This is a genomic window from Sphingobium sp. YR768 (genome assembly GCF_900111125.1).
Classification (GTDB): domain Bacteria; phylum Pseudomonadota; class Alphaproteobacteria; order Sphingomonadales; family Sphingomonadaceae; genus Sphingobium.
Window position 1 is genome coordinate 446,337 of sequence record NZ_FOGE01000002.1, and the last position, 19,331, is coordinate 465,667.

Below are 19,331 nucleotides of genomic sequence, written 5' to 3' on the forward strand. Positions count from 1 at the left end.
CGGCGGCTGCCCGAAAAAAAGGAGAAACGCCCGGTTTAGAAGCGGTTGTCACGCGGGAAACCCGTGGGGGGCATCCGGCCGGCAGCGCCACGCGCCACTTTCCAGGGCATCATGTCGCTTTCCGTCCGGGTCCGCCCCGACTCGCCGCCCATGGTCCAGCTAAGGCCATCGGACAGCGTGAAGGCGATCGCATCGGACAGGCCGCCATCCCGGTAACGCTGCATTTGCACGCCCTGCCCGCGCGCCATTTTCGGCATTTCCGTAAGGGCAAAAACCAGCAATTTGCGATTCTCACCGATCACGGCAATGCTGTCCGCCTCGGCCGGGACAGGGCGGATGACGCTGAGCTTCGCGCCTGCCCGGACATTCACCACCTGCTTGCCCTTGCGCGTTTCGGCGATCAGATCGCCGACCGCCGCCACGAAACCACGACCGTCGGAGGAGGCCAGCAACAGGTCGCTGCCGATCCGCGCCGGCATCAGGGCGATGATCGCCCCTTCATTATCCATGTCGACCAGCGACCGCACCGGATCGCCGAAGCCACGCCCGCCCGGCAATTTGTCCGACGCCAGCGTATAAACACGACCCGTCGCCGTCGCCATCAGTAGCTTATCGGTGGTGTAAGCGTGGAAGGCGAATTGCGGGCCATCGCCTTCCTTGAATTTGAGCGTATCGGCGGCGGCCAGATCGCGATGGCCGCTCATCGCCCTGATCCAGCCGCGTTCGGACAGGATCACGGTGATCGGCTCACGCTCGATCATCGCCTCCAGCGGGATTTCCCGCGCGGGCGCGGCTTCCTCCACCAGCGAGCGGCGGCGGCCCAGATCGGTTTCCGGGCCATAGCGCTTGCGCAGCGCGGCCAGATCCTTCTTCAGGCGGGTGCGCTGGCGGGCCGGGCTTTCGACCAGCTTTTCCAGTTCGTCCTTTTCCTTGAGCAGTTCGCTATGCTCGCGGCGCAGTTCCATCTCCTCCAGCCGACGCAGCGAACGCAGCCGCATGTTGAGGATCGCTTCGGCCTGCCGGTCATTGAGGCCGAATTCGGCCATCATCACCTCTTTGGGTTCATCCTCGGTCCGGATGATCTCGATCACCCGGTCGAGATTGAGATAGGCGATGATATAGCCGTCGAGCAGTTCCAGCCGATTGGCGATCTTGTCCAGCCGATGCTGGGCACGGCGGACCAGCACGTCGATCTGATGCTTGAGCCATTCCACCAGCAGCGGCTTTAACCCCAGCACGCGCGGCGTGCGGGTGGAATCGAGCACGTTGAGGTTCAGCGGGAAGCGATTTTCCAGATCGGTCAGCCGGAACAGACTGTCCATCAGCATCTGCGGTTCGACCGTGCGGGCGCGCGGTTCGATGACGATGCGGATTTCCGCGTCGGATTCATCGCGCACATCGGCCAGGATCGGCAGCTTCCTGTCGTTGATCAGCGCCGCGATCTGCTCGATCAGCTTGGACTTCTGGACCTGATAGGGAATTTGCGTGACGACCGCGATCCAGCTGCCGCGCCCTTCCTCCTCCTTATGCCAGCGCGCCCGCGTGCGGAAAGCGCCGCGCCCGGTGGCATAGGCTTCGGAGATGATCGCCGGGCTGTCCACCAGCACACCGCCAGTCGGGAAGTCGGGGCCCTTCACGATCTGCATCAACGCGGCATGATCGGCATCGGGATTTTCGATCAGCAGGCCGGCCGCGTCGATCAGTTCGGTGACATTGTGCGGCGGGATGCTGGTCGCCATGCCGACCGCGATGCCGCTGGCGCCGTTGGCCAGCAGATTGGGAAAGAGGCCGGGGAAAACCTCCGGCTCCTCATCCTCGCCATTATAGGTGGGGCGGAAATCGACCGTGCCTTCGTCCAGCCCGGACATGAGGTCAGCCGCCGCCTGCGTCAGGCGCGCTTCGGTATAACGCATCGCCGCCGCATTATCGCCGTCGATATTGCCGAAATTGCCCTGCCCGTCGACCAGCGGTGTACGCAGCGAGAAATCCTGCGCCAGACGCACCATCGCGTCATAGACTGACGCGTCGCCATGCGGGTGATATTTACCGATGACGTCGCCGACGACACGGGCGCATTTTTTGTAGCTGGTGGTGTTCCGCGCCGGATTGGCGACGAGGATATCGGGGTTCGCCCCGCCCGGCTCCATCTTCAGCAGCCGCATCGCCCAGAGCAGGCGCCGATGCACCGGCTTCAGCCCGTCGCGCAGATCCGGCAGCGACCGCGCCGTGATGGTCGACAGCGCATAGACGAGATAGCGCTGCGAGAGCGCATCATCGAACGGGTGATCCTTGATAGCGTCGAACGGGTCGCGAAAATCGGTCATCGGGGACGGCTTAGCAGGCAGAAGAGAAGAACGGAACGGGAATTGCGCAGAGTCAGAAACCCGTCAACAGGATGTCTATTGCACGCATAATGGCGGCGTGATGGTCGTCCAAAATCGTAACCGGCTGTTTCAACAATCGCGAATGCACCGCGCCAGCCAAATGGGTCGCCATCATCAACCGCTCGCCTTCTATGACGAAGCTGGGATGCAAAGCCGGCAATGCGGCGGGCATGTCAGCGGGCGGCAATAGCGGCACCACCAGTCGCGTTCCCAGATGATCGACATGATCGCTCTGACAATCGAGCACCAGACCGCCGCCAGACAGCCGGTACACCCCGAAACGCATCAGAACTGCCGATATTTGTCGAGCGGCAATTCGTTATTTTCGGCCCAGTCATTCCAGGCAGCAATCGCGTCCTTATTTTCCTCCTGCCACCGCCGCCCGCGCTCGGCGGAAATCTCCTTCCGAAGCGCGTCCTCGCACGCACGGGACAGGTTGATCCCCAGATCGCGCGCATCCGCGACAAGATCGGCATCCAGCGACAGGTTGGTCGCCTTGCGCGTTCCGATACGTTCCTGCTTGGTCATGGCGGCCCTCACTGAATATGCGCATGAACATACGCATGACGCATCACCGCGGCAAGTAGCGCCCGTCCGGATCGGCCGCGATCTCGCTGGCGAATTCGGCGCTGATCCAGTCGCGAAAGGCCTTGATCTTGGGCGCGTTGCGGGCGTGGGGCGGGTAGACGATCCAGTAGCTCGCCTTGTCGCGCACATAGGATGGCACCGCCTCCACCAACAGCCCGGCCTCCACCTCGGCTCGCCAGAACATATGGGTCAGAATGGCGATGCCCTGCCCGGCCATGGCTGCCCGCCCCTCCATCACCTGACTGTCGAGCGCGATGGCGGGCGGCCCGTCATGATCGCTCGCCTCCACGCCCATCGCCGCCAGCCAGTCATGCCACCAGCTATCCTCCGGCGAGAGCCGGGGCAAGGCGAGCAAGGCGGCGGCATCCGCGATCGGGCTATGCCGCGCGAGCCAGTCGGGGCTGCACATGGGCACAAGGCGGCTGTGCGTGAGCAGCTTCGCTTCCAGCCCCGGCCACTCCCCCTTGCCCCCGCGAATGGCGAGGTCGACGCCATCGCGGGCCAGATCGACAATGGCGTCATTGGACTGGATGCGAACCGCCAGATGCGGGTGGCGCATCTGAAAGGCGCCGATCCTGGGCGCCAGCCACAGATGGGCGAAGCTGTTGGTGCAACTGATCGTCAGCACCGCCGAATGATCCTGCGTCAGCGCGGTAAAGCCATCGCGCATCAGGTCGAACGCGCGGGTCAGGACCGGTGCAATCTCCCGCCCCTTGTCGGTCAGCGCCACCTTGCGCCCGACCCGCCGGAACAGGCTGAGGCCCAGCCGCTCTTCCAACAACTTCACCTGATAGCTGACCGCCGCCTGGGTCATACCCAGTTCCTGCGCGGCGGCGGTAAAATTCTCCAGCCGGGCGGCGGCTTCGAACACACGAATGGCGGAGAGCGGCGGCAGGCTGGACATGGCCAGAACCATAAGCTGTCCTTATTTAAGACGTCCAGCCTTTTGTTGGCGGGAATCGCGCATATCCGGCAATTGCCGGCCTGCGGACAATCGCACCGCGCTAACCACCGACTCATAGAAAAGGACCGCGTCATGCGCGACGAATATGACGACCGGCTGTGGAATGACGGCCGCGAACACACCAATCAGGGCATCGACCGGTTGATCGCCGGGATCATGCAGGCGTTTCGGGCGCTGCACCGGATCCAGTGGACATCGCCCTGGACCGATAACAGGACCAGCGACCCCGCCTGCCGATCTTAGAGACTGCGCCGGATGGCGCATTCTCAAACGGATTCTTAGGAAATTGCTGCGATTGCGAGATGAGGGGTTGCGGTTTTGGCCTGAGACGCCACTCTTAAAGGCGTGACCGACACCCTTCTCTCCCCCATCGCCCTGCCCGCCCCGCCGATCGGCCTGCTGACCGGCGCTGCGCTTTTCCTCGATTTTGACGGCACGCTGGCGCCGCTGGCCGACACGCCCGATGCCGTTGTGGTCGATGCCGATCTGCTGGCGACCCTGGCAGAGCTGCGCGATCGGCTGGGCGGACGGCTCGCGATCGTCAGCGGACGCTCCGTGGCAACCTTGTGCGATCTGGGCTTTGGCGATTTCCTCCTGTCGGGCACGCATGGGCTGGAGTTCGCCCGGCCCGGCGAAGCGGTGGACACGCCGCCGCGCCTGCCCGCCATCGATGCGGTCGAAACCGCCTTCAACGCCTTTGCCAGCGACAAGCCCGGCGTGCTGGTCGAACGCAAATCGATCAGCGTCGGCCTGCATTTTCGCGGCGCGCCGCAGTGGCAGGAGGATGCCGCCGACCTTGCCAAGCATCTGGCGCGCCAGCATGGCCTGACCGTGCAGCAAGGCAAGATGCTGTACGAACTGCGCCCCGGCGGCGCGGACAAGGGCAGCGCGCTCAAGGCGCTGATGCAATCCGCGCCCATGGCCGGCGGCGTTCCCATCTTCATCGGCGACGACGTCACCGACGAGGAAGGCTTTGCCGTAGCGGTCGAACTGGGTGGTGCTGGAATCCTCGTCGGATCGCCCCGCCCCACATTGGCGACATTCTCTTTGGAACAGGTTGGGGCCGTCAGGCATTATCTGACGCAGGGGATCACCGGCTGAATTGTCGGTGCCCTTCATCCTGACCAGCGAAGGGGCAGAGCAATCCAAGCAGCAAATCCTTCCATCCACGCCGGGAACGAGCGCAATCTCGACCTCTGGCCTATCGGCAATTGCCAGGCTTCCGCGCTGATCGATCGCGCAGGCCGTATGGTGTGGGCCTGCGTGCCCCGCGTCGACGGCGACCCGGTCTTTTCCGCTTTGCTGGACCATAAGGACTGGGACGACAGCCAGTCGCGCGGCTTCTGGGCGATCGAGCTGGAAAATTGCGTCGCGGTCGAACAACAGTATATCCGAAACACGCCCATATTGGTCACGCGCCAGAGCGATGCGCAGGGCAATGCGATCGAAACCTATGATTTCTGCCCGCGCCATAAGCATCAGGGCCGCATGTATCGCCCGGTGGCCTTCATCCGCATCGTCCGCCCGGTGGCGGGCAGCCCGCGCATCCGGGTGAAATTGCGCCCGACCACCAACTGGAATGGCGACAAGGTGCCGGTCAATTACGGCTCCAACCATATCCGCATGGTCCTGTCCTATATGGCGATGCGCGTGTCGACCAATGCGCCCATCGGCCTGATCGCGCAGGAAAGCTGGTTCCGGCTGGAATCCGACATGCATTTCTTCATGGGCCCGGACGAAGGTTTCTCCGACGCGCTGCGCCCCGCGATCGAGCGGATGCTGGACGATACGATATTGGAATGGCAGCTATGGGTGCGCGGCCTCGCCATCCCGGCCGAATGGCAGGAAGCGGTGATCCGATCCGCCATTACGCTGAAACTCTGCCAGCATGAGGAAACCGGCGCGATCGTCGCGGCGCTGACCACCTCCATTCCCGAACATGCCGACAGCGGCCGCAACTGGGACTATCGCTACTGCTGGGTGCGCGACGCCTATTATACGGTGGAGGCGCTGAACCGGCTGGGCGCGCTCGACGTGCTGGAAACCTATCTCGTCTATCTGCGCAACATCGTGGACGGGGCGAAGGGCGGGCATATTCAGCCGCTCTATGATGTGCGCGGCAATGCCACGCTGCATGAATGGGAGGCCGAAAGCCTGCCGGGCTACCGCGGCATGGGGCCTGTGCGCGTGGGCAATGCCGCCTATGAACAGATACAGCATGATGCCTATGGCCAGATCGTCCTGTCCTCGGTTCAGGGCTTTATCGACCAGCGATTGCTGCGCATGGCCGGTCATGCCGATTTCGAGGCGCTGGAGGCGGTGGGCGAGCGCGCCTGGGCCGTCTATGATCAGCCGGACGCAGGCCTGTGGGAATTGCGCACCCGCGCCCATGTCCACAGTTATAGCGCGGTAATGTGCTGGGCGGCGTGCGATCGCCTTGCCCATGCCGCTGCCGCACTCGACCTGCCGCTGCGCGCCGCCCACTGGCAAAATCGCGCCGAAACCATGAAGGCGCGCATCGTGGAGGCCGCCTGGCGGGAAGACACCAAGGCCATCTCCGCCAATTTCGAGGATGATGCGCGCGACGCATCTTTGCTCCAGTTGCTGGACCTGCGCTTCCTGAGTGCCGACGATCCGATGTTCGTCGGCACGCTCGCCGCGTTGGAGGCGGATCTGCGCCGGGGCAATGACATGCTGCGCTACAGCGCCCCCGATGATTTCGGCGAACCCGTCACCGCCTTCAACGTCTGCACCTTCTGGCTGATCGAGGCGCTGCATCGTACCGGCCGCACGGAAGAGGCCCGGTCCCTGTTCGAGGAGATGCTGTCCCGCCGCACCGCCGCCGGGCTGTTGTCCGAAGATATCGACCCCGCGACCGGGGAATTGTGGGGGAACTATCCCCAGACCTACTCATTGGTCGGCATCATCAACTGCGCCGTCTTGCTGAGCAAACCATGGAGCGCAATGCGTTGAGCCGTCTTATCGTCATATCCAACCGGGTCAGTAGGCCCAGCAAGACCGGCAATCAGGGCGGTCTTGCTGTCGCGCTGTCGCAGGCGCTGCGCGAAAGCCGGGGCATCTGGGTCGGCTGGTCGGGGGAAGTCACCGACAATTTCACCGGCCATATCGGCTTTGCCGAGGATGACGGCGTCAAGACGGCGACGATCGATCTGGAAGAACAGGATGTCGACGAATATTATAATGGCTATGCCAACAAGACGCTGTGGCCGCTCTTCCATTTCCGCATCGACCTGGCCGAATATGCCCGCGATTTCGAGGGCGGCTATAACCGCGTCAACCTGCGCTTCGCCGACACCGCCACCCCGCTGATCGAACCCGAAGACATCATCTGGGTCCATGATTATCACATGATCCCGCTGGGCCAGATGCTGCGCGACAAGGGGCTGAAGAACCGCATGGGCTTCTTCCTGCACATCCCCTGGCCGCCCACCCGACTGCTGGTGTCGCTGCCGCACCATACCAAGCTGGTCAGCACCCTGTTCGCCTATGACGTCATCGGCTTCCATACCGAGGAGTGGCTGGAATCCTTCCGCCATTATGTGGAGCGGGAAATGGGCGGAACGGTCGATGGCGACTTCGTCACCGTCGGCGATCGCACCATTCAGGCGGTCGCCTGCCCGATCGGCATCAATGCCCAGGAATTTGCCGAAGCCGCCACCAGCGACGCCGCCAACGAGATGAGTACGCTGGTCCGCGCCTCCTTGCAGGACCGCACGATGATCGTGGGCGTCGACCGGCTGGATTACAGCAAGGGACTGGAGGAGCGGTTCGGCGGCTACGCCCGTTTCCTCAAGGATCATCCCGAACAGCATCGCAAGGTGGTGCTGACGCAGATCGCGCCGCCATCGCGCGGGGAGGTGGAAAGCTATCAGCAGATCCGCGCCACGCTCGATTCCCTCGCCGGGCGGATCAACGGCGAATATAGCGATGTAGACTGGACCCCGATCCGCTACGTCAATCAGGGCTATCCCCGCGACAAGCTGGCGGGCATCTATCGCGGCGCCAAGATCGGGCTGGTGACGCCATTGCGCGACGGCATGAATCTGGTCGCCAAGGAATATGTCGCGGCGCAGGACCCGGAAGATCCCGGCGTGCTGATCCTGTCGCGCTTTGCCGGCGCCGCGATCCAGTTGAAGGATGCGCTGCTGATCAACCCCTATAGCCCGGAGGAAATGTCCGACGCCATCACCCGCGCGATCGCCATGCCCCGCGATGAGCGCAAGCGGCGCTGGCGGGCGATGATGGACAGTGTGGAACAGCAGGATATCAGTTGGTGGCGCCAATGCTTCACCGGTCGACTGATGGCCAGTCGGCGCGACCCAGCCCCGGCAGAGGCCGAGGGATAGGCGCGGACGCGATGCTGGCGGCGCGCTCGATCGATATCGCTATCCGCGCGCCGCTGACGCAGGCCTATGGCTTTGCCAGCCAGCCGGAGAATTTCCCGCGCTGGGCGGCGGGCCTTTCTTCCTCGCTCCATCGGCAGGGCGATGACTGGATCGCCGAAACGCCGGAGGGCCGGGCGATCGTCCTCTTCTCCCCGCCCAATGATGTCGGCATTCTCGACCATCATGTCCGCCTGCCCGGCAAGCCGGACATCCATATCCCGTTGCGCATGATCGCGAATGGCGAAGGCACGCTGGTCGTCTTCACCCTGTTCGGCCAGCCGGACATGGACGATGCCGCTTTCGATCGGGATGCGGAACTGGTGGCGAAAGACCTTCACGCACTCAAGGCGCTGCTGGAAAACCTCTACCCGGCTTGAGCGTGGCGGTATCCCCCGCTACGCCAGCGGAATGCAGACCCATGATGAAGACGAACCGACCGGCCTTTGGCCCGCCATCCGCGCCCGATCCGGCGTGATACTGGCCGCGATCGGCCTGATCGCCTGGTGCGCGATGATCTGGTTCATGTTCGGGGACGTGCTATAGGCGTAATCGGCGAATGAAGGGCGCGTAACCCTCCCCGCCTGCGGGGAGGAAGAATTGCACCCCCGCCCATATTGCTCTATGGGCCGCGTTGAACAGCCCCGGCACCCGCTGATCCTTTCCGATTCGCGTTTGCCGGGGCGCATTGTTTTTGTGATAAAAAGACAGGAACGCGCATGGCCCGTCGCCGCCAGATTTACGAAGGCAAGGCAAAGATCCTTTATGAAGGCCCCGAACCGGGCACGATCATCCAATATTTCAAGGATGACGCCACCGCCTTCAACGCGCAGAAGAAGGGCACGATTTCCGGCAAGGGCGTGCTCAACAACCGCATCTCCGAGCATATCTTCACCCTGCTCGGCCAGATCGGCGTGCCGACCCACTTCATCCGCCGCCTCAACATGCGCGAACAGCTCGTCCGCCAGGTCGAGATCGTGCCGATCGAAGTCGTCGTGCGCAATGTCGCCGCCGGATCGCTCAGCAAGAAGCTGGGCATCGAGGAAGGGACGCAGCTTCCCCGCACGCTGATCGAATATTGCTACAAGGATGATGCGCTGGGCGACCCGCTGATCTCCGAAGAGCATATCGCCTGCTTCGGCTGGGCCACGCAGGAAGAGATGCACGACATTGCCGACATGGCGATCCGCATCAACGACTTCATGTGCGGCCTGTTCGCGGGCATCGGCATCCGCCTGATCGACTTCAAGCTGGAATTCGGCCGCCTTTATGACGGCGATTACAGCCGTGTGATCCTGGCCGACGAGATCAGCCCCGATGGCTGCCGCCTGTGGGACATGGCGACCAACGAGAAGCTGGACAAGGATCGCTTCCGTCGCGATCTGGGCGGCGAAGTCGAAGCCTATCAGGAAGTGGCGCGCCGCCTGGGCCTGCTGCCCGATGGCCTAGACACCACCGTCCTCGACCTCGACACGCATCGCAAGAAGCGCGAGAAGGACTAAGCATTTTCGAAGCAGATGGCATCATCTGCTGACTCGGAAAATGCGAAAAACAAAAGATAAATATAGAAAGGCCGGCCACAGCGCCGGCCTTTTTTTTGGCCTATTCCCCTCTCCAACTCCGTTCGCCCTGAGTAGGGACTGAGCCCTTCGACTGCCTGCCAAGGCAGTCGCTCAGGATAAACTTCACCAAAGGTGAAGTCGAAGGCCCATATCGAAGGGGCTGGCGTGCCCCATCCTTCGATATGCCGCTTCGACAAGCTCAGCGGCTACTCAGGACGAACGGATGGGGGTTCAGGGCAAACGGTCGGTAGCTACGCCATCAGCGCATCGACCAGCAGCTTGAGCCCCAGCAGCACCATCAGCACATAGATGAGCGTGTAGAAACGCGCCGCATCGACCCGACGGACCAGCGCCACCCCGGCAAAGGTCGCCACGATCGCCACCGGCGCCAGCATCGCCGTCGCCATCAGATTGGCGCGGGTAAATTGCCCCAGCGCGGCATAGGCCGGCACCTTCATCCAGTTCATCGCGGCAAAGGCGACGGCGGTCGTCCCAACCAGCATGTCGCGCGGCAGCTTGCGGGGCAGCACCCACATCTGGAAGGGCGGCGACCCCGCATGGGCGATCTGGCTGGTAAAGCCGCTGCCGATGCCGAACAGGAAGCCCACCCAGTCGGGCGAAGTGGACGGCAGCACGATCGCCCCGCCCCGCTCGATCCACAGCCGTTGCAGCCCGAACAGCATGGAAATGACGCCCAGCGCCCCCAGGACCGTGGTTTCGGGCACCTGCGCCGCGAACAGATAGCCCAGCCCCACGCCCACCGCCATGCCGGGCAGCATGACCAGCAGCACATGCCCGTCCCAGCTTTTGCGGAACGCCCAGACGCTGACGACATCCTGAAGAATGAGGATAGGCAACAAGATAGCCGCCCCGCGCACGGGATCGACGCCCAGCGCCATGATCGGCATGGCCAGCGCCCCCACACCCGCAAAGCCGCCCTTGGCAAGGCCGGAGATGACGACCGCGATAACCGCGCAGAGGATGTAGAGAAGGTCCGGATGCATGGCGAGCACTTAGGGGATGCGCGGGTGGGTGGGAATGGGGGAGTTGGGGTAGTTAGCCGTCGTTCCCTCGTTCGGGAATAAGCCGGATTTTCGCTTGACCGATCATCCATTCAACGAGCGTAAGCGGCAGGTCGGAAAGATATCCGGTGAAGGTCATCGTATCGTCCTGATCACTATAAAACACCTCGGCGACCACGGCCCCACCTTCGTTCCAAGCCTCCAAATACATGCCGTCTCGTTGAATGTCGCTGCCAACGATAACCTCGTAGCTATGCCCTGCTATCTCGACCATGTGCACATCATGCCGCGATCGTCCAATTTCCGCAATTGGTGGCGAACAGACCTTTAACTGTCATGCCAGCGAAAGCTGGCATCTCAGGCGAAGGCGCGAAACGGTAGAGCTTGGCGTTTGTCCGAGCTTATCGCGCCATCGCCTGAGACCCAAGCGTTGGCCTTTGGCCGCCCTTCGGGTCGCTGGGGTGACGAAAATGGGAGGATGCTTTCGGCCATCATTACAATCCGTTTGCCCTGTCCATTTCTGATCGCCTTGCACTGAAGGCCCATAATATGTTCGCGCAGAGAACGCAGAGTGAGGATAGCAATCGTCTCTGCGCTCTCTGCGCCTCTGCGCGAAATCCTTCTTCATTCTGGTTCACGCGGAGGCGCGGAGACGCAGAGGCGTTGCGCACCTCCTCCGCGTCTCCGCGCCTCCGCGTGAACTACATATATTGCCTGCGGCGCTGCGCCGACACGGCTTCGCCCCCACCCTGTCCTATCCTCCCCTTTTACCCCCATAATCCCGCCCGGCTCTTTCCACCGTCCGATGTCCCCACTTTCCGATAGGATCACGTCCGCGCAACGAAATGTCGCATTCCACGGGACATATGCGAAGTTAAGCGGCGCAAATCCTGTTTCCTTGCCCCGCCAGCATCGCCGCAAACTCCGCCCCGCCCCTCGCCCGATTATCGCCCAACGCCTCCCACCGTCATAATGGCTTGCCTCCGCGCGCCGCCGCGCCTAGGGGGTGCGGCAACTGCATCATCCCGCGCATCAGGCGCGGCATCTGGCGATTCCAAGGAGTCCACGCCCATGAAAGCCCGCATTTTCGTCACCCTCAAGGGCGGTGTTCTCGATCCGCAGGGTCGGGCGATCCAGCATGCGCTGGGCGGTCTGGGCTTTGACGGCGTCAATGACGTGCGCGCCGGCAAGCTCATCGAACTGGATCTGGCCGACGGCACCAGCGACGAGGATATCGACGCCATGTGCCGCAAGCTGCTGGCCAACACGGTGATCGAAAATTATCGCATCGAGAAGGTCGCCTGAGATGAAGAGCGCCGTCATCGTCTTTCCGGGCAGCAATTGCGACCGCGACCTGGCGGTGGCGTTCGAGGCTGCGACCGGAGCCAAGCCCGCCATGATCTGGCACCGGGACACCGAATTGCCCGACGACATCGACCTGATCGGCGTGCCGGGCGGCTTTTCCTATGGCGACTATCTGCGCTCCGGCGCGATGGCCGCGCGCTCGCCGGTGATGCAGGCGGTGGCCAGGGCCGCCGACCGTGGCGCCTATGTGCTGGGCATCTGCAACGGCTTTCAGGTGCTGACCGAAAGCGGCCTGCTGCCCGGCGCGCTGCTGCGCAACGCCGGCGGCCATTTCGTGTGCCGCGACGTCGCCCTGACGGTCGAGAACGCCCAGAGCGCGTTCACCAGCCGCTATGAAGCGGGCGAGGCGATCCGCTATCCGGTCGCGCATCATGACGGCAATTATTTCGCCGACGATACGACGCTGGACCGGCTGGAAGGCGAAGGCCGCGTCGCGCTGCGCTATGCGGAAAACGTCAACGGGTCCGCCCGCAACATCGCCGGCATCCTCAATGAAGCGGGCAATGTGCTGGGCATGATGCCGCACCCCGAGCGCGTGATCGAAGCCGCCCATGGCGCGACCGACGGCAAGCGCCTGTTCGAGGGGCTGGTGGAAGGCCTGCTGGCGCGGGCCTGATCCAATCCGCCGATACGGCACAAAAAGAGCGCCCCCGGATCGGATGGCGCTCTTTTTTTGTGCCTGTTCGTCATTGCGAGCGAAGCGAAGCAATCCATCGTAGTGCCTTGGATTGCTTCGCTTCGCTCGCAATGACGAAGATCGTTTTAGCTATCCTCACCCGCCCCGATGATAGTCATAGTCGAAGGCGCGGCCCTGTTGCTTGGTGAGGATGGCGCCGATGATGACGCCGCCTGCCCGGCGCAGCCGCTCGACCGAAGCGCGCAGGCCGCCATGATGGTTGCGGCCCCATTCGACCACCAGCAGGTTCGCCTGCGCCCGCGCGCCCAGCAGGCTGGCGTCGCCCAGCCCCAGGATCGGCGGCGCGTCGATCAGGATCGTGTCATAATCATCGCGCACCGACGCCAGCAGCGTATCGAGCGCCGGGGTGGCCAGCAATTCCGTGGGGTTGGGCGGCACCGCGCCACAGGGGAGTAGCGATATGCCCTCCACTCCGGTCGGGATGATGGCGTCGGCGGGCCTGGCCTGTCCGGTCAGCACTTCGCTAATGCCCTTGCCCGGCGCGACGCGGAACAGGGCGTGCTGCACCGGCCGGCGCATGTCGCCATCGACCACCAGCACTTTCTTGCCGAGGCCCGCCAGCGCCAGCGCCAGCGCGTTGAGGGTCAGGGACTTGCCTTCCCCCTCCTGCGCGCTGGTGACGAGGATGGAGCGCGGCAGACCGCCGGTCGACGCCAATAGCAACGACCGCGCGATCGGGATGAAGATTTCGGGCGGCTGGGGACTATCGCCCGTCACCGGCACCGCGCCCAGCAGCGGCAGCCCGACCCGCTCCGCCAGCGTATCGGCCGACGTCACCGCATCGTCGAATATGTGGCGCGCCGCCACCAGCAACAGCCCCAGCGCCAGCCCACCCAGCGCAGCGAGGAGGAGAGTTTCCCCAACCTTGGGCGAGAAGGGCCGCGCCGGCACCGCCGCCCGGTCGAGCGGCTGGATGCGCCCGGCCTGGAACCCGGCCTGCGACGCCATGTCGCGATAGCGCTGCAACAGGCTGTCATGCAGCATGCGATAGGTATCGACCGATCGTTCGTAGATACCCATCTGCACATCGCGGCCACGCGCGGCCTGCGCATCGCGCTCCAGAGCGGTAATTTCCGATCCGATCTGCTTTTCGCCATGGACGGCGACGTCATATTGTTCCTTGAGCGAAGCGCGGATGCGGTTCGCCATCTCGTCGGCCTGATCGTCCAGCGCGGCGAGGCGGGCGCGCGCCTCGCGCATTTCGGGATGGGCATCCTTGCGGAACTGCCGCTCCTCGACCAGCGCGGCGCGGGCCTGCGCCCGTTCCGTCATCAATTGCTGCATCGCGCCGTTGTTCAGCACTTCCGGCAGCGTTTCGGCGCTGGCGCGGCGGGCGCTTTCCCAGCGCTTTTGCGCGGCGATCCGATCGGATACCGCCTGCGCCCGGAAACCGTTGAGCTGCGCCAGACGGCTTTCGATCGATCCTTCGGACGGCGCGAATTTGGGTTCGGCAGGCTTTGCCTTGGTGGCATCACCCTGCGCGCTCTGATCCGGCTCCACCGGGGCGCCGCCGCTGCGGGCGGCATAGACGGCCAGTTCGCGTTCCGCGCGCGACAGGTCAGTGCGGGCGCCATCCAGCTCGCCCAGCAGGAAACGGCGCGCCTGCACGCCCGATTCAAAGCCGCGCTTCAGGTCCGACCGGATCAGGCTGTCAGCATAGGCATTGGCGACCCGGGCGGACAATGTCGGATCGGCACTGACGAAGCTGATGCGCATGACCCGCGACTTGCCGGGCAGTTCGACTTCCAGCTTCTGCCGCAACAGGGTGACGACCCGCTCCTGCTCCACCTGCCGCTGGCTGAGGCCGACCGATCCCTCCTTGGGGCGGCTGACCCCCATGCCATCGAAGAAGGTCGACGTGCCGACCAGCGCCAGACTGCGCGCGACCTCCTCGGCCAGCGCGCGGCTGCGCAGCACTTCCAATTCGGTCTGCATCACCGTTTCGGTGTCATCACTGGTGGGTCGGGGCGTGCCGGTCCCTGCCGCACCGGCAGGCAGATCCTCCACCTCGACCGAAGCGGTCGCACGATAATAAGGCGTCGACAACAAGATGTAGAGCAAGGCCGCCAGCAGACAGAGCGCCATGGTGACGAACAGGATGACGCGGTGACGCCGCAGCACCGTCCAATAGGCGCGCGTCCGCCGCGCCAGCCGGGCGCCTGCGCCCTCGCCTTCGGGCATGTCGGTCGGATCGATCAGGGTCGCGGCCATCAATGCTCTCCGTCCAGCGCGATGAAGCCCGCCGCGACGGCCGGCACCGCGATCAGCGCGCCGCCCAATATCGCCTTGGCGCGCGACAGGCCGACGATCACCTGATCGCCGGGCAGAATTTCAGGGTCGGGCGCCTTGCCCTTGCGGATGGCGCCAAGGTCGAACATCGCCGCCTGACGCTGGCCATCCATCTGGCGCACAACCACGATCTGGCTTAGGCCAGCGAGGCGGGTCGGTCCTTTGGCGAGAGCCACCGCCTGCAACAGGGTCAGTCGCCCGTCGACCGGGTACAGGCCGGGTTCGCGCACTTCCCCGTCCAGCGTGATGCGGCGGCCCACCGCCTTCTTCACGAACAGGGTCACTTGCGGCGACACCAGATAGCGCTCCAGCCGCCCGGCGACAACGTCGGCCGCCTCGCTGGCGGTCAGGCCCGCGACCGATATGTCGCCGACCAGCGGCATCCGCATCATGCCCGCCGCCGTCACCTGCGCATCTTCCAGCGACAGATCGGGTTCATGATAGACCTGAATGCGCAGCACATCGTCGGGACTGATGCGATAGTCCATGCCGACGGCAGGCGCAGGCGGGATCGCGACGTAGGCGGCTTCGCCTCGCGGCGCATCCTCGACAGTGGTGCAACCGGCAAGCGCGGTGCAGATCACCGCAACGGCAATGGATCGGCTGATGCTGTTCCGATGCTTCATCCGCCCTGTAACCCCATCATAGCCCGTATGAGGGCGGGGGTTAGCGGCGTGACAGGGCGATGGCAACCGCGTCCGGGACGGGTCGAGCCCGGCGATGCCGCCTCAGACGGCGACTCGGCCGGGCGTGGGCTGCGCCACGCGGCGCGGCTGATCGGGCCAGATTCCCCGCGTGTCATAGACGGCCTTGCCGGCGCGTTCGTCGACGGGGACAGATTTGAACATGTCATGATCGACAAGAATGACGAACAGGCCGCATTGTTCCAGAGCCGTATCGAGATCGATCAATTCCGCGCCCGTCCCGGCAAACTCCATCGGCAGTTCCTGCGCATAGGGCTCTACCAGCTTGATCCGCCGACCATAGCGGCGGGCAAGGCGCGCGGCGACCTTCACCGCCGGGCTTTCCCGGAAATCATCGATATTCGCCTTGAAGGCGAGGCCGAGGCACGCGACGTCCTCACCGGCGAACTCGTCGATCATGTCGGAAGCCTTGGCGACGACATAGTCGGTCTTGCCGTCATTCACTTCGCGCGCGGTGCGGATGATGCGGGCATTTTCCGGATCGCCATGGACGATGAACCAGGGATCGACGGCGATGCAATGACCGCCCACGCCCGGACCGGGCGACAGGATGTTGACGCGCGGATGCCGATTGGCGAGGCGGATCACCTCCCAAACGTCGATGTCCATATTCTCCGCAATCACCGACAATTCGTTGGCGAAGGCGATATTGACGTCACGGAAGCTGTTTTCGACCAGCTTCACCATCTCGGCCGCGCGGGCGGTGGTGGTGATGCAGGCGCCACGCACGAACTGACGATAAAAACCCAGCGCCTTGCGCGCGCAGCGCGGCGTAATGCCGCCGATGCAGCGATCATTGTCGATCAGTTCGACGAGGATGCGGCCGGGCAGAACCCGTTCCGGGCAATAGGCGATGGCGATATCGCCCTGCACGCCCTTGCCGGGCATCTTCAGGTCGGGGCGCAGTTCCGCCATGACATCGCGCATCGCTTCGGTCGTGCCGACGGGCGATGTGGATTCAAGGATCACCGTGTCGCCGGCCTTCAGCACAGGGGCGACTGTCTTGGCGGCCTTCAGCACATAACTGATATCCGGCGCGCGATCTTCCGCCACCGGAGTCGGCACGGCGATGATGAAGACGTCGCTTTCCTCGACCTCCAGCGACGCCCGCAGATTGCCGCGCGACACCACGCCCTGCACCAGACCGTCGAGATCGACTTCCTCGATATGGACGCGGCCCGAATTGACGGTGTCCACCACATGGGCGGACACGTCCACGCCCACCACCCTGGCGCCGCCACGCGCGATCAGGGCGGCGGTCGGCAGGCCGATATAGCCGAGGCCGATGACGGAAACCTTCTGCTTGGCGTCGACGGGCATGGGTCGGGACAGTCCTTCAGCGGTGAATTTGGCCGTTGTTCTGCCCCGAAATGCTGAAGATTTCGGTAATAGTGAAGAGGGAACGGGGAAAAATACCCTTATGCCTACCGATAGCGGGGGCTTGGCTGGCGGGCGATATGGGCGGAGGAGCGCGTCACCGGAGTCGTGATGATCTTGGTCTTCAGCAGTTCGCGGATGCGGTCGGCGCCGAGCGGGTTGAGCAGCACGACGCGCGTTCCCCCGGCGGGCAGCGCCTCGATCGTGGAGATGGCGATGGCGTGGCGGGCGCACAGTGTGGTGACGTCCTCGACCGAGGTCGTGACGTTGATCGCGCGGCTCATATGCGGTTTTCCGTCATGAAAGACAGGCGCAGCGGAGAAAAATAAGACATGAAAGACGCTCCTTGCGTAGCAAGCGGGAGCGCGATTGTCTCTCTGTCGGGGCGCGTGCTTGCAGGCAGGATCGCGGCGATGCGGCCTGATAGCAGTCCCCTCGCCCTGCGTCGCGCCCTTTCTGGCGCAATCGGTCAGCCGGCCGCGATCACTACCGCGATCCGCTCCGCCGCGCCCCCGTCGCCAAAGGGATTATGCGCGCGGGCCATGGCGTCATAAGCGTCCTGATCGTCCAGCAGCGCCAGCACTTCGCGCACGATCAGCGCGCGATCGGTGCCGACCAGCTTCGCCGTGCCGGCCTCCACCCCCTCGGGACGCTCGGTCGTTTCGCGCATCACCAGCACCGGCTTGCCGAGCGATGGCGCCTCCTCCTGAACGCCGCCGCTGTCGGTCAGGACGAGGTGACATAGATCGAGCAACCGCACGAAATGGGGATAGTCGAGCGGTTCGATCATCGCAACATTGGGCAAGTCGCCCAGCACGGCGTCCATGACCGGGCGGACATTGGGATTGGGATGGACCGGGAAGATCACCGCCACGTCCGGTCGGGCGGCGATATCGGCGATGGAGCGGGCGATCGCCTCCATGCCGCCCCCGAAATTCTCGCGCCGATGGCTGGTGACGGCGACGATCCGCTTGCCCGCAAAGCGCGCGGCCAGATCATCCAGACCGCTGGCCAGCGACGCATCGGCCACCACCCGGTCGCGCGTAGCCAGCAACGCATCGATGACGGTGTTGCCGGTGATGTGGATACCAGCGGCATCGCGATTTTCCCGCAGCAGCGCATCGGCCGCCGCCTGCGTCGGGGCGAAATTCATGTCGGCAATACAGGCGACGACTCGCCGGTTCACTTCCTCCGGCCAGGGATGATGAATGTCACCGCTGCGGAGTCCCGCTTCGACATGGGCAACCGGAATCTTGCGATAATAAGCGGCCAGACTGGCGACCATAGTTGTCAGCGTATCGCCGTGAACCACGATGCGATCGGGCTTTTCCGCGTCGAAGGCCTTGCCCAGTTCGACGATCAGTTTGGCCGTCAGCCCGTCCAGCGTCTGATTGGGCACCATGACGTCCAGATCGATATCGGGCACGATGCCGGCAATCTCCAGCACCTGATCCAGCAGTCCGCGATGCTGCGCCGTCACGATGACGCGCGTTTCCACGCCCGGCTGCGCGCGCAGCGCATGGACCACGGGGAACATCTTGATCGCTTCGGGACGGGTCCCGAACACCAAAGCCACTTTCACCCTGCTATCCCTTTCGCTCGTCGAGAATGTGCTTCGCACATTCTGCCGCACCGGCCCGCTCCCCCACCCGGCCACCCAACGGCAGTATCATATGGGTGGCCGGGTGGGGGAGCGGGCCGGTGCGGATTCAAAATGCGCTCTTTCGCGCATTTTCAAACAAAGCCCGACTTGGCAGAAAATGGTAACCAGTCGTTAAACGATCTTCAAAATTCGTCGCTGCATTGCAGCGAATTGTAATGGCCTGCGACTATGCTAGAGCCGTGACATAATCATCTCTTCTTGCGGGGCTGGAGCAGATTCATGAAAATCACGATGATCGGCACGGGTTATGTTGGGCTTGTGTCCGGGGCCTGTTTTGCGGACTTTGGCCATGACGTGGTGTGCGTGGACAAGG

21 protein-coding genes are annotated in these 19,331 nt (G+C 63.9%); 10 read left to right on the forward strand and 11 right to left on the reverse strand.

The features are described from left to right. Nucleotides 1-35: 35 nt before the first annotated feature. Genes parC through BMX92_RS04550 form a run of 4 tightly spaced genes read right to left on the reverse strand, consistent with a single transcriptional unit; the run spans nt 36 to nt 3,876 of the window. On the reverse strand, nt 36-2,324 hold the full coding sequence (gene parC, locus BMX92_RS04535; RefSeq protein ID WP_093012475.1) for a DNA topoisomerase IV subunit A: 2,289 nt from the start codon (nt 2,322-2,324) through the stop codon (nt 36-38). Between the two features lie 52 nt (nt 2,325-2,376). After that, a complete protein-coding gene (locus tag BMX92_RS04540) occupies nt 2,377-2,670 on the reverse strand; it encodes a CcdB family protein (protein WP_256213266.1) in 294 nt (97 codons plus the stop codon). Next, nucleotides 2,670-2,912: a type II toxin-antitoxin system CcdA family antitoxin gene (locus tag BMX92_RS04545; protein WP_093012481.1), complete on the reverse strand. Its 243-nt coding sequence runs from the start codon at nt 2,910-2,912 to the stop codon at nt 2,670-2,672. The genes BMX92_RS04540 and BMX92_RS04545 overlap by 1 nt, the downstream gene beginning before the upstream one ends. A 43-nt stretch (nt 2,913-2,955) precedes the next feature. Next, on the reverse strand, nt 2,956-3,876 hold the full coding sequence (locus tag BMX92_RS04550; RefSeq protein WP_177184933.1) for a LysR substrate-binding domain-containing protein: 921 nt from the start codon (nt 3,874-3,876) through the stop codon (nt 2,956-2,958). Between the two features lie 132 nt (nt 3,877-4,008). Between BMX92_RS04550 and BMX92_RS27270 the strand changes: the two genes are divergently transcribed. The 7 genes from BMX92_RS27270 (at nt 4,009) to purC (ending at nt 9,841) form a co-directional block, all read left to right on the forward strand. After that, the gene (locus tag BMX92_RS27270) at nt 4,009-4,179 is read left to right on the forward strand and encodes a hypothetical protein (protein ID WP_177184929.1); all 171 of its coding nucleotides are present in this window, start codon (nt 4,009-4,011) and stop codon (nt 4,177-4,179) included. Between the two features lie 102 nt (nt 4,180-4,281). Next, the gene (otsB, locus tag BMX92_RS04555; RefSeq protein ID WP_093012484.1) at nt 4,282-5,037 is read left to right on the forward strand and encodes a trehalose-phosphatase; all 756 of its coding nucleotides are present in this window, start codon (nt 4,282-4,284) and stop codon (nt 5,035-5,037) included. A 102-nt stretch (nt 5,038-5,139) separates the two neighbouring features. Next, complete coding sequence (locus BMX92_RS04560) at nt 5,140-6,909, forward strand: glycoside hydrolase family 15 protein (protein WP_256213277.1); 1,770 nt, start codon at nt 5,140-5,142, stop codon at nt 6,907-6,909. Further along, the gene (locus BMX92_RS04565) at nt 6,906-8,303 is read left to right on the forward strand and encodes an alpha,alpha-trehalose-phosphate synthase (UDP-forming) (protein WP_093012680.1); all 1,398 of its coding nucleotides are present in this window, start codon (nt 6,906-6,908) and stop codon (nt 8,301-8,303) included. Before BMX92_RS04560 ends, BMX92_RS04565 begins: the two co-directional genes overlap by 4 nt. Before the next feature lie 11 nt (nt 8,304-8,314). Continuing rightward, a complete protein-coding gene (locus BMX92_RS04570; protein ID WP_093012490.1) occupies nt 8,315-8,719 on the forward strand; it encodes a polyketide cyclase in 405 nt (134 codons plus the stop codon). Between the two features lie 31 nt (nt 8,720-8,750). Beyond that, entirely contained in the window at nt 8,751-8,885 is a 135-nt protein-coding gene (locus tag BMX92_RS27880; protein ID WP_256213267.1) for a hypothetical protein, read from the forward strand. A gap of 173 nt (nt 8,886-9,058) precedes the next feature. Continuing rightward, the gene (gene purC / locus BMX92_RS04575) at nt 9,059-9,841 is read left to right on the forward strand and encodes a phosphoribosylaminoimidazolesuccinocarboxamide synthase (protein ID WP_093012493.1); all 783 of its coding nucleotides are present in this window, start codon (nt 9,059-9,061) and stop codon (nt 9,839-9,841) included. Nucleotides 9,842-10,152: 311 nt separating this feature from the next. Here purC and BMX92_RS04580 read toward each other — a convergent pair whose 3' ends face one another. Further along, on the reverse strand, nt 10,153-10,905 hold the full coding sequence (locus BMX92_RS04580) for a sulfite exporter TauE/SafE family protein (protein WP_093012496.1): 753 nt from the start codon (nt 10,903-10,905) through the stop codon (nt 10,153-10,155). A gap of 52 nt (nt 10,906-10,957) precedes the next feature. Continuing rightward, on the reverse strand, nt 10,958-11,197 hold the full coding sequence (locus tag BMX92_RS04585; RefSeq protein WP_093012499.1) for a hypothetical protein: 240 nt from the start codon (nt 11,195-11,197) through the stop codon (nt 10,958-10,960). Between the two features lie 797 nt (nt 11,198-11,994). Between BMX92_RS04585 and purS the strand changes: the two genes are divergently transcribed. Both purS and purQ read left to right on the forward strand, forming a co-directional pair. After that, a complete protein-coding gene (gene purS / locus BMX92_RS04590; protein WP_093012502.1) occupies nt 11,995-12,228 on the forward strand; it encodes a phosphoribosylformylglycinamidine synthase subunit PurS in 234 nt (77 codons plus the stop codon). A 1-nt stretch (nt 12,229) separates the two neighbouring features. Further along, the gene (gene purQ / locus BMX92_RS04595) at nt 12,230-12,904 is read left to right on the forward strand and encodes a phosphoribosylformylglycinamidine synthase subunit PurQ (RefSeq protein ID WP_093012505.1); all 675 of its coding nucleotides are present in this window, start codon (nt 12,230-12,232) and stop codon (nt 12,902-12,904) included. 156 nt (nt 12,905-13,060) lie between these two features. Here purQ and BMX92_RS04600 read toward each other — a convergent pair whose 3' ends face one another. The 5 genes from BMX92_RS04600 to wecB all read right to left on the reverse strand — a co-directional run bounded on the left by BMX92_RS04600 (nt 13,061) and on the right by wecB (nt 18,937). After that, complete coding sequence (locus tag BMX92_RS04600; RefSeq protein ID WP_093012683.1) at nt 13,061-15,166, reverse strand: GumC family protein; 2,106 nt, start codon at nt 15,164-15,166, stop codon at nt 13,061-13,063. A 29-nt stretch (nt 15,167-15,195) separates the two neighbouring features. Beyond that, nucleotides 15,196-15,900: a polysaccharide biosynthesis/export family protein gene (locus BMX92_RS04605; RefSeq protein ID WP_093012508.1), complete on the reverse strand. Its 705-nt coding sequence runs from the start codon at nt 15,898-15,900 to the stop codon at nt 15,196-15,198. A 102-nt stretch (nt 15,901-16,002) separates the two neighbouring features. Continuing rightward, nucleotides 16,003-17,298 (reverse strand): UDP-N-acetyl-D-mannosamine dehydrogenase, encoded by a 1,296-nt coding sequence (gene wecC / locus BMX92_RS04610; RefSeq protein WP_093012511.1) that lies wholly within the window; start codon nt 17,296-17,298, stop codon nt 16,003-16,005. 104 nt (nt 17,299-17,402) lie between these two features. Continuing rightward, on the reverse strand, nt 17,403-17,639 hold the full coding sequence (locus BMX92_RS04615) for a hypothetical protein (protein ID WP_093012514.1): 237 nt from the start codon (nt 17,637-17,639) through the stop codon (nt 17,403-17,405). Between the two features lie 185 nt (nt 17,640-17,824). Continuing rightward, on the reverse strand, nt 17,825-18,937 hold the full coding sequence (wecB, locus tag BMX92_RS04620) for a non-hydrolyzing UDP-N-acetylglucosamine 2-epimerase (RefSeq protein WP_093012518.1): 1,113 nt from the start codon (nt 18,935-18,937) through the stop codon (nt 17,825-17,827). Nucleotides 18,938-19,237: 300 nt separating this feature from the next. Here wecB and BMX92_RS04625 point away from each other — a divergent pair. After that, the coding region (locus BMX92_RS04625; RefSeq protein WP_143066723.1) for a hypothetical protein at nt 19,238-19,331 on the forward strand (94 nt) is incomplete at its 3' end.

Bases quoted from the DNA above. Each gene is read 5' to 3' on its own strand.
- BMX92_RS27270 (WP_177184929.1), top strand. From the start codon at position 4,009: ATGCGCGACGAATATGACGACCGGCTGTGGAATGACGGCCGCGAACAC.
- BMX92_RS27880 (WP_256213267.1), top strand. From the start codon at position 8,751: ATGCAGACCCATGATGAAGACGAACCGACCGGCCTTTGGCCCGCCATC.
- purS (WP_093012502.1), top strand. From the start codon at position 11,995: ATGAAAGCCCGCATTTTCGTCACCCTCAAGGGCGGTGTTCTCGATCCG.
- BMX92_RS04605 (WP_093012508.1), bottom strand. From the start codon at position 15,900: ATGAAGCATCGGAACAGCATCAGCCGATCCATTGCCGTTGCGGTGATC.
- BMX92_RS04550 (WP_177184933.1), bottom strand. From the start codon at position 3,876: ATGTCCAGCCTGCCGCCGCTCTCCGCCATTCGTGTGTTCGAAGCCGCC.
- purQ (WP_093012505.1), top strand. From the start codon at position 12,230: ATGAAGAGCGCCGTCATCGTCTTTCCGGGCAGCAATTGCGACCGCGAC.
- BMX92_RS04585 (WP_093012499.1), bottom strand. From the start codon at position 11,197: ATGGTCGAGATAGCAGGGCATAGCTACGAGGTTATCGTTGGCAGCGAC.
- BMX92_RS04570 (WP_093012490.1), top strand. From the start codon at position 8,315: ATGCTGGCGGCGCGCTCGATCGATATCGCTATCCGCGCGCCGCTGACG.
- BMX92_RS04615 (WP_093012514.1), bottom strand. From the start codon at position 17,639: ATGAGCCGCGCGATCAACGTCACGACCTCGGTCGAGGACGTCACCACA.
- BMX92_RS04540 (WP_256213266.1), bottom strand. From the start codon at position 2,670: ATGCGTTTCGGGGTGTACCGGCTGTCTGGCGGCGGTCTGGTGCTCGAT.
- BMX92_RS04600 (WP_093012683.1), bottom strand. From the start codon at position 15,166: ATGCCCGAAGGCGAGGGCGCAGGCGCCCGGCTGGCGCGGCGGACGCGC.
- BMX92_RS04580 (WP_093012496.1), bottom strand. From the start codon at position 10,905: ATGCATCCGGACCTTCTCTACATCCTCTGCGCGGTTATCGCGGTCGTC.
- wecC (WP_093012511.1), bottom strand. From the start codon at position 17,298: ATGCCCGTCGACGCCAAGCAGAAGGTTTCCGTCATCGGCCTCGGCTAT.
- BMX92_RS04545 (WP_093012481.1), bottom strand. From the start codon at position 2,912: ATGACCAAGCAGGAACGTATCGGAACGCGCAAGGCGACCAACCTGTCG.
- purC (WP_093012493.1), top strand. From the start codon at position 9,059: ATGGCCCGTCGCCGCCAGATTTACGAAGGCAAGGCAAAGATCCTTTAT.
- parC (WP_093012475.1), bottom strand. From the start codon at position 2,324: ATGACCGATTTTCGCGACCCGTTCGACGCTATCAAGGATCACCCGTTC.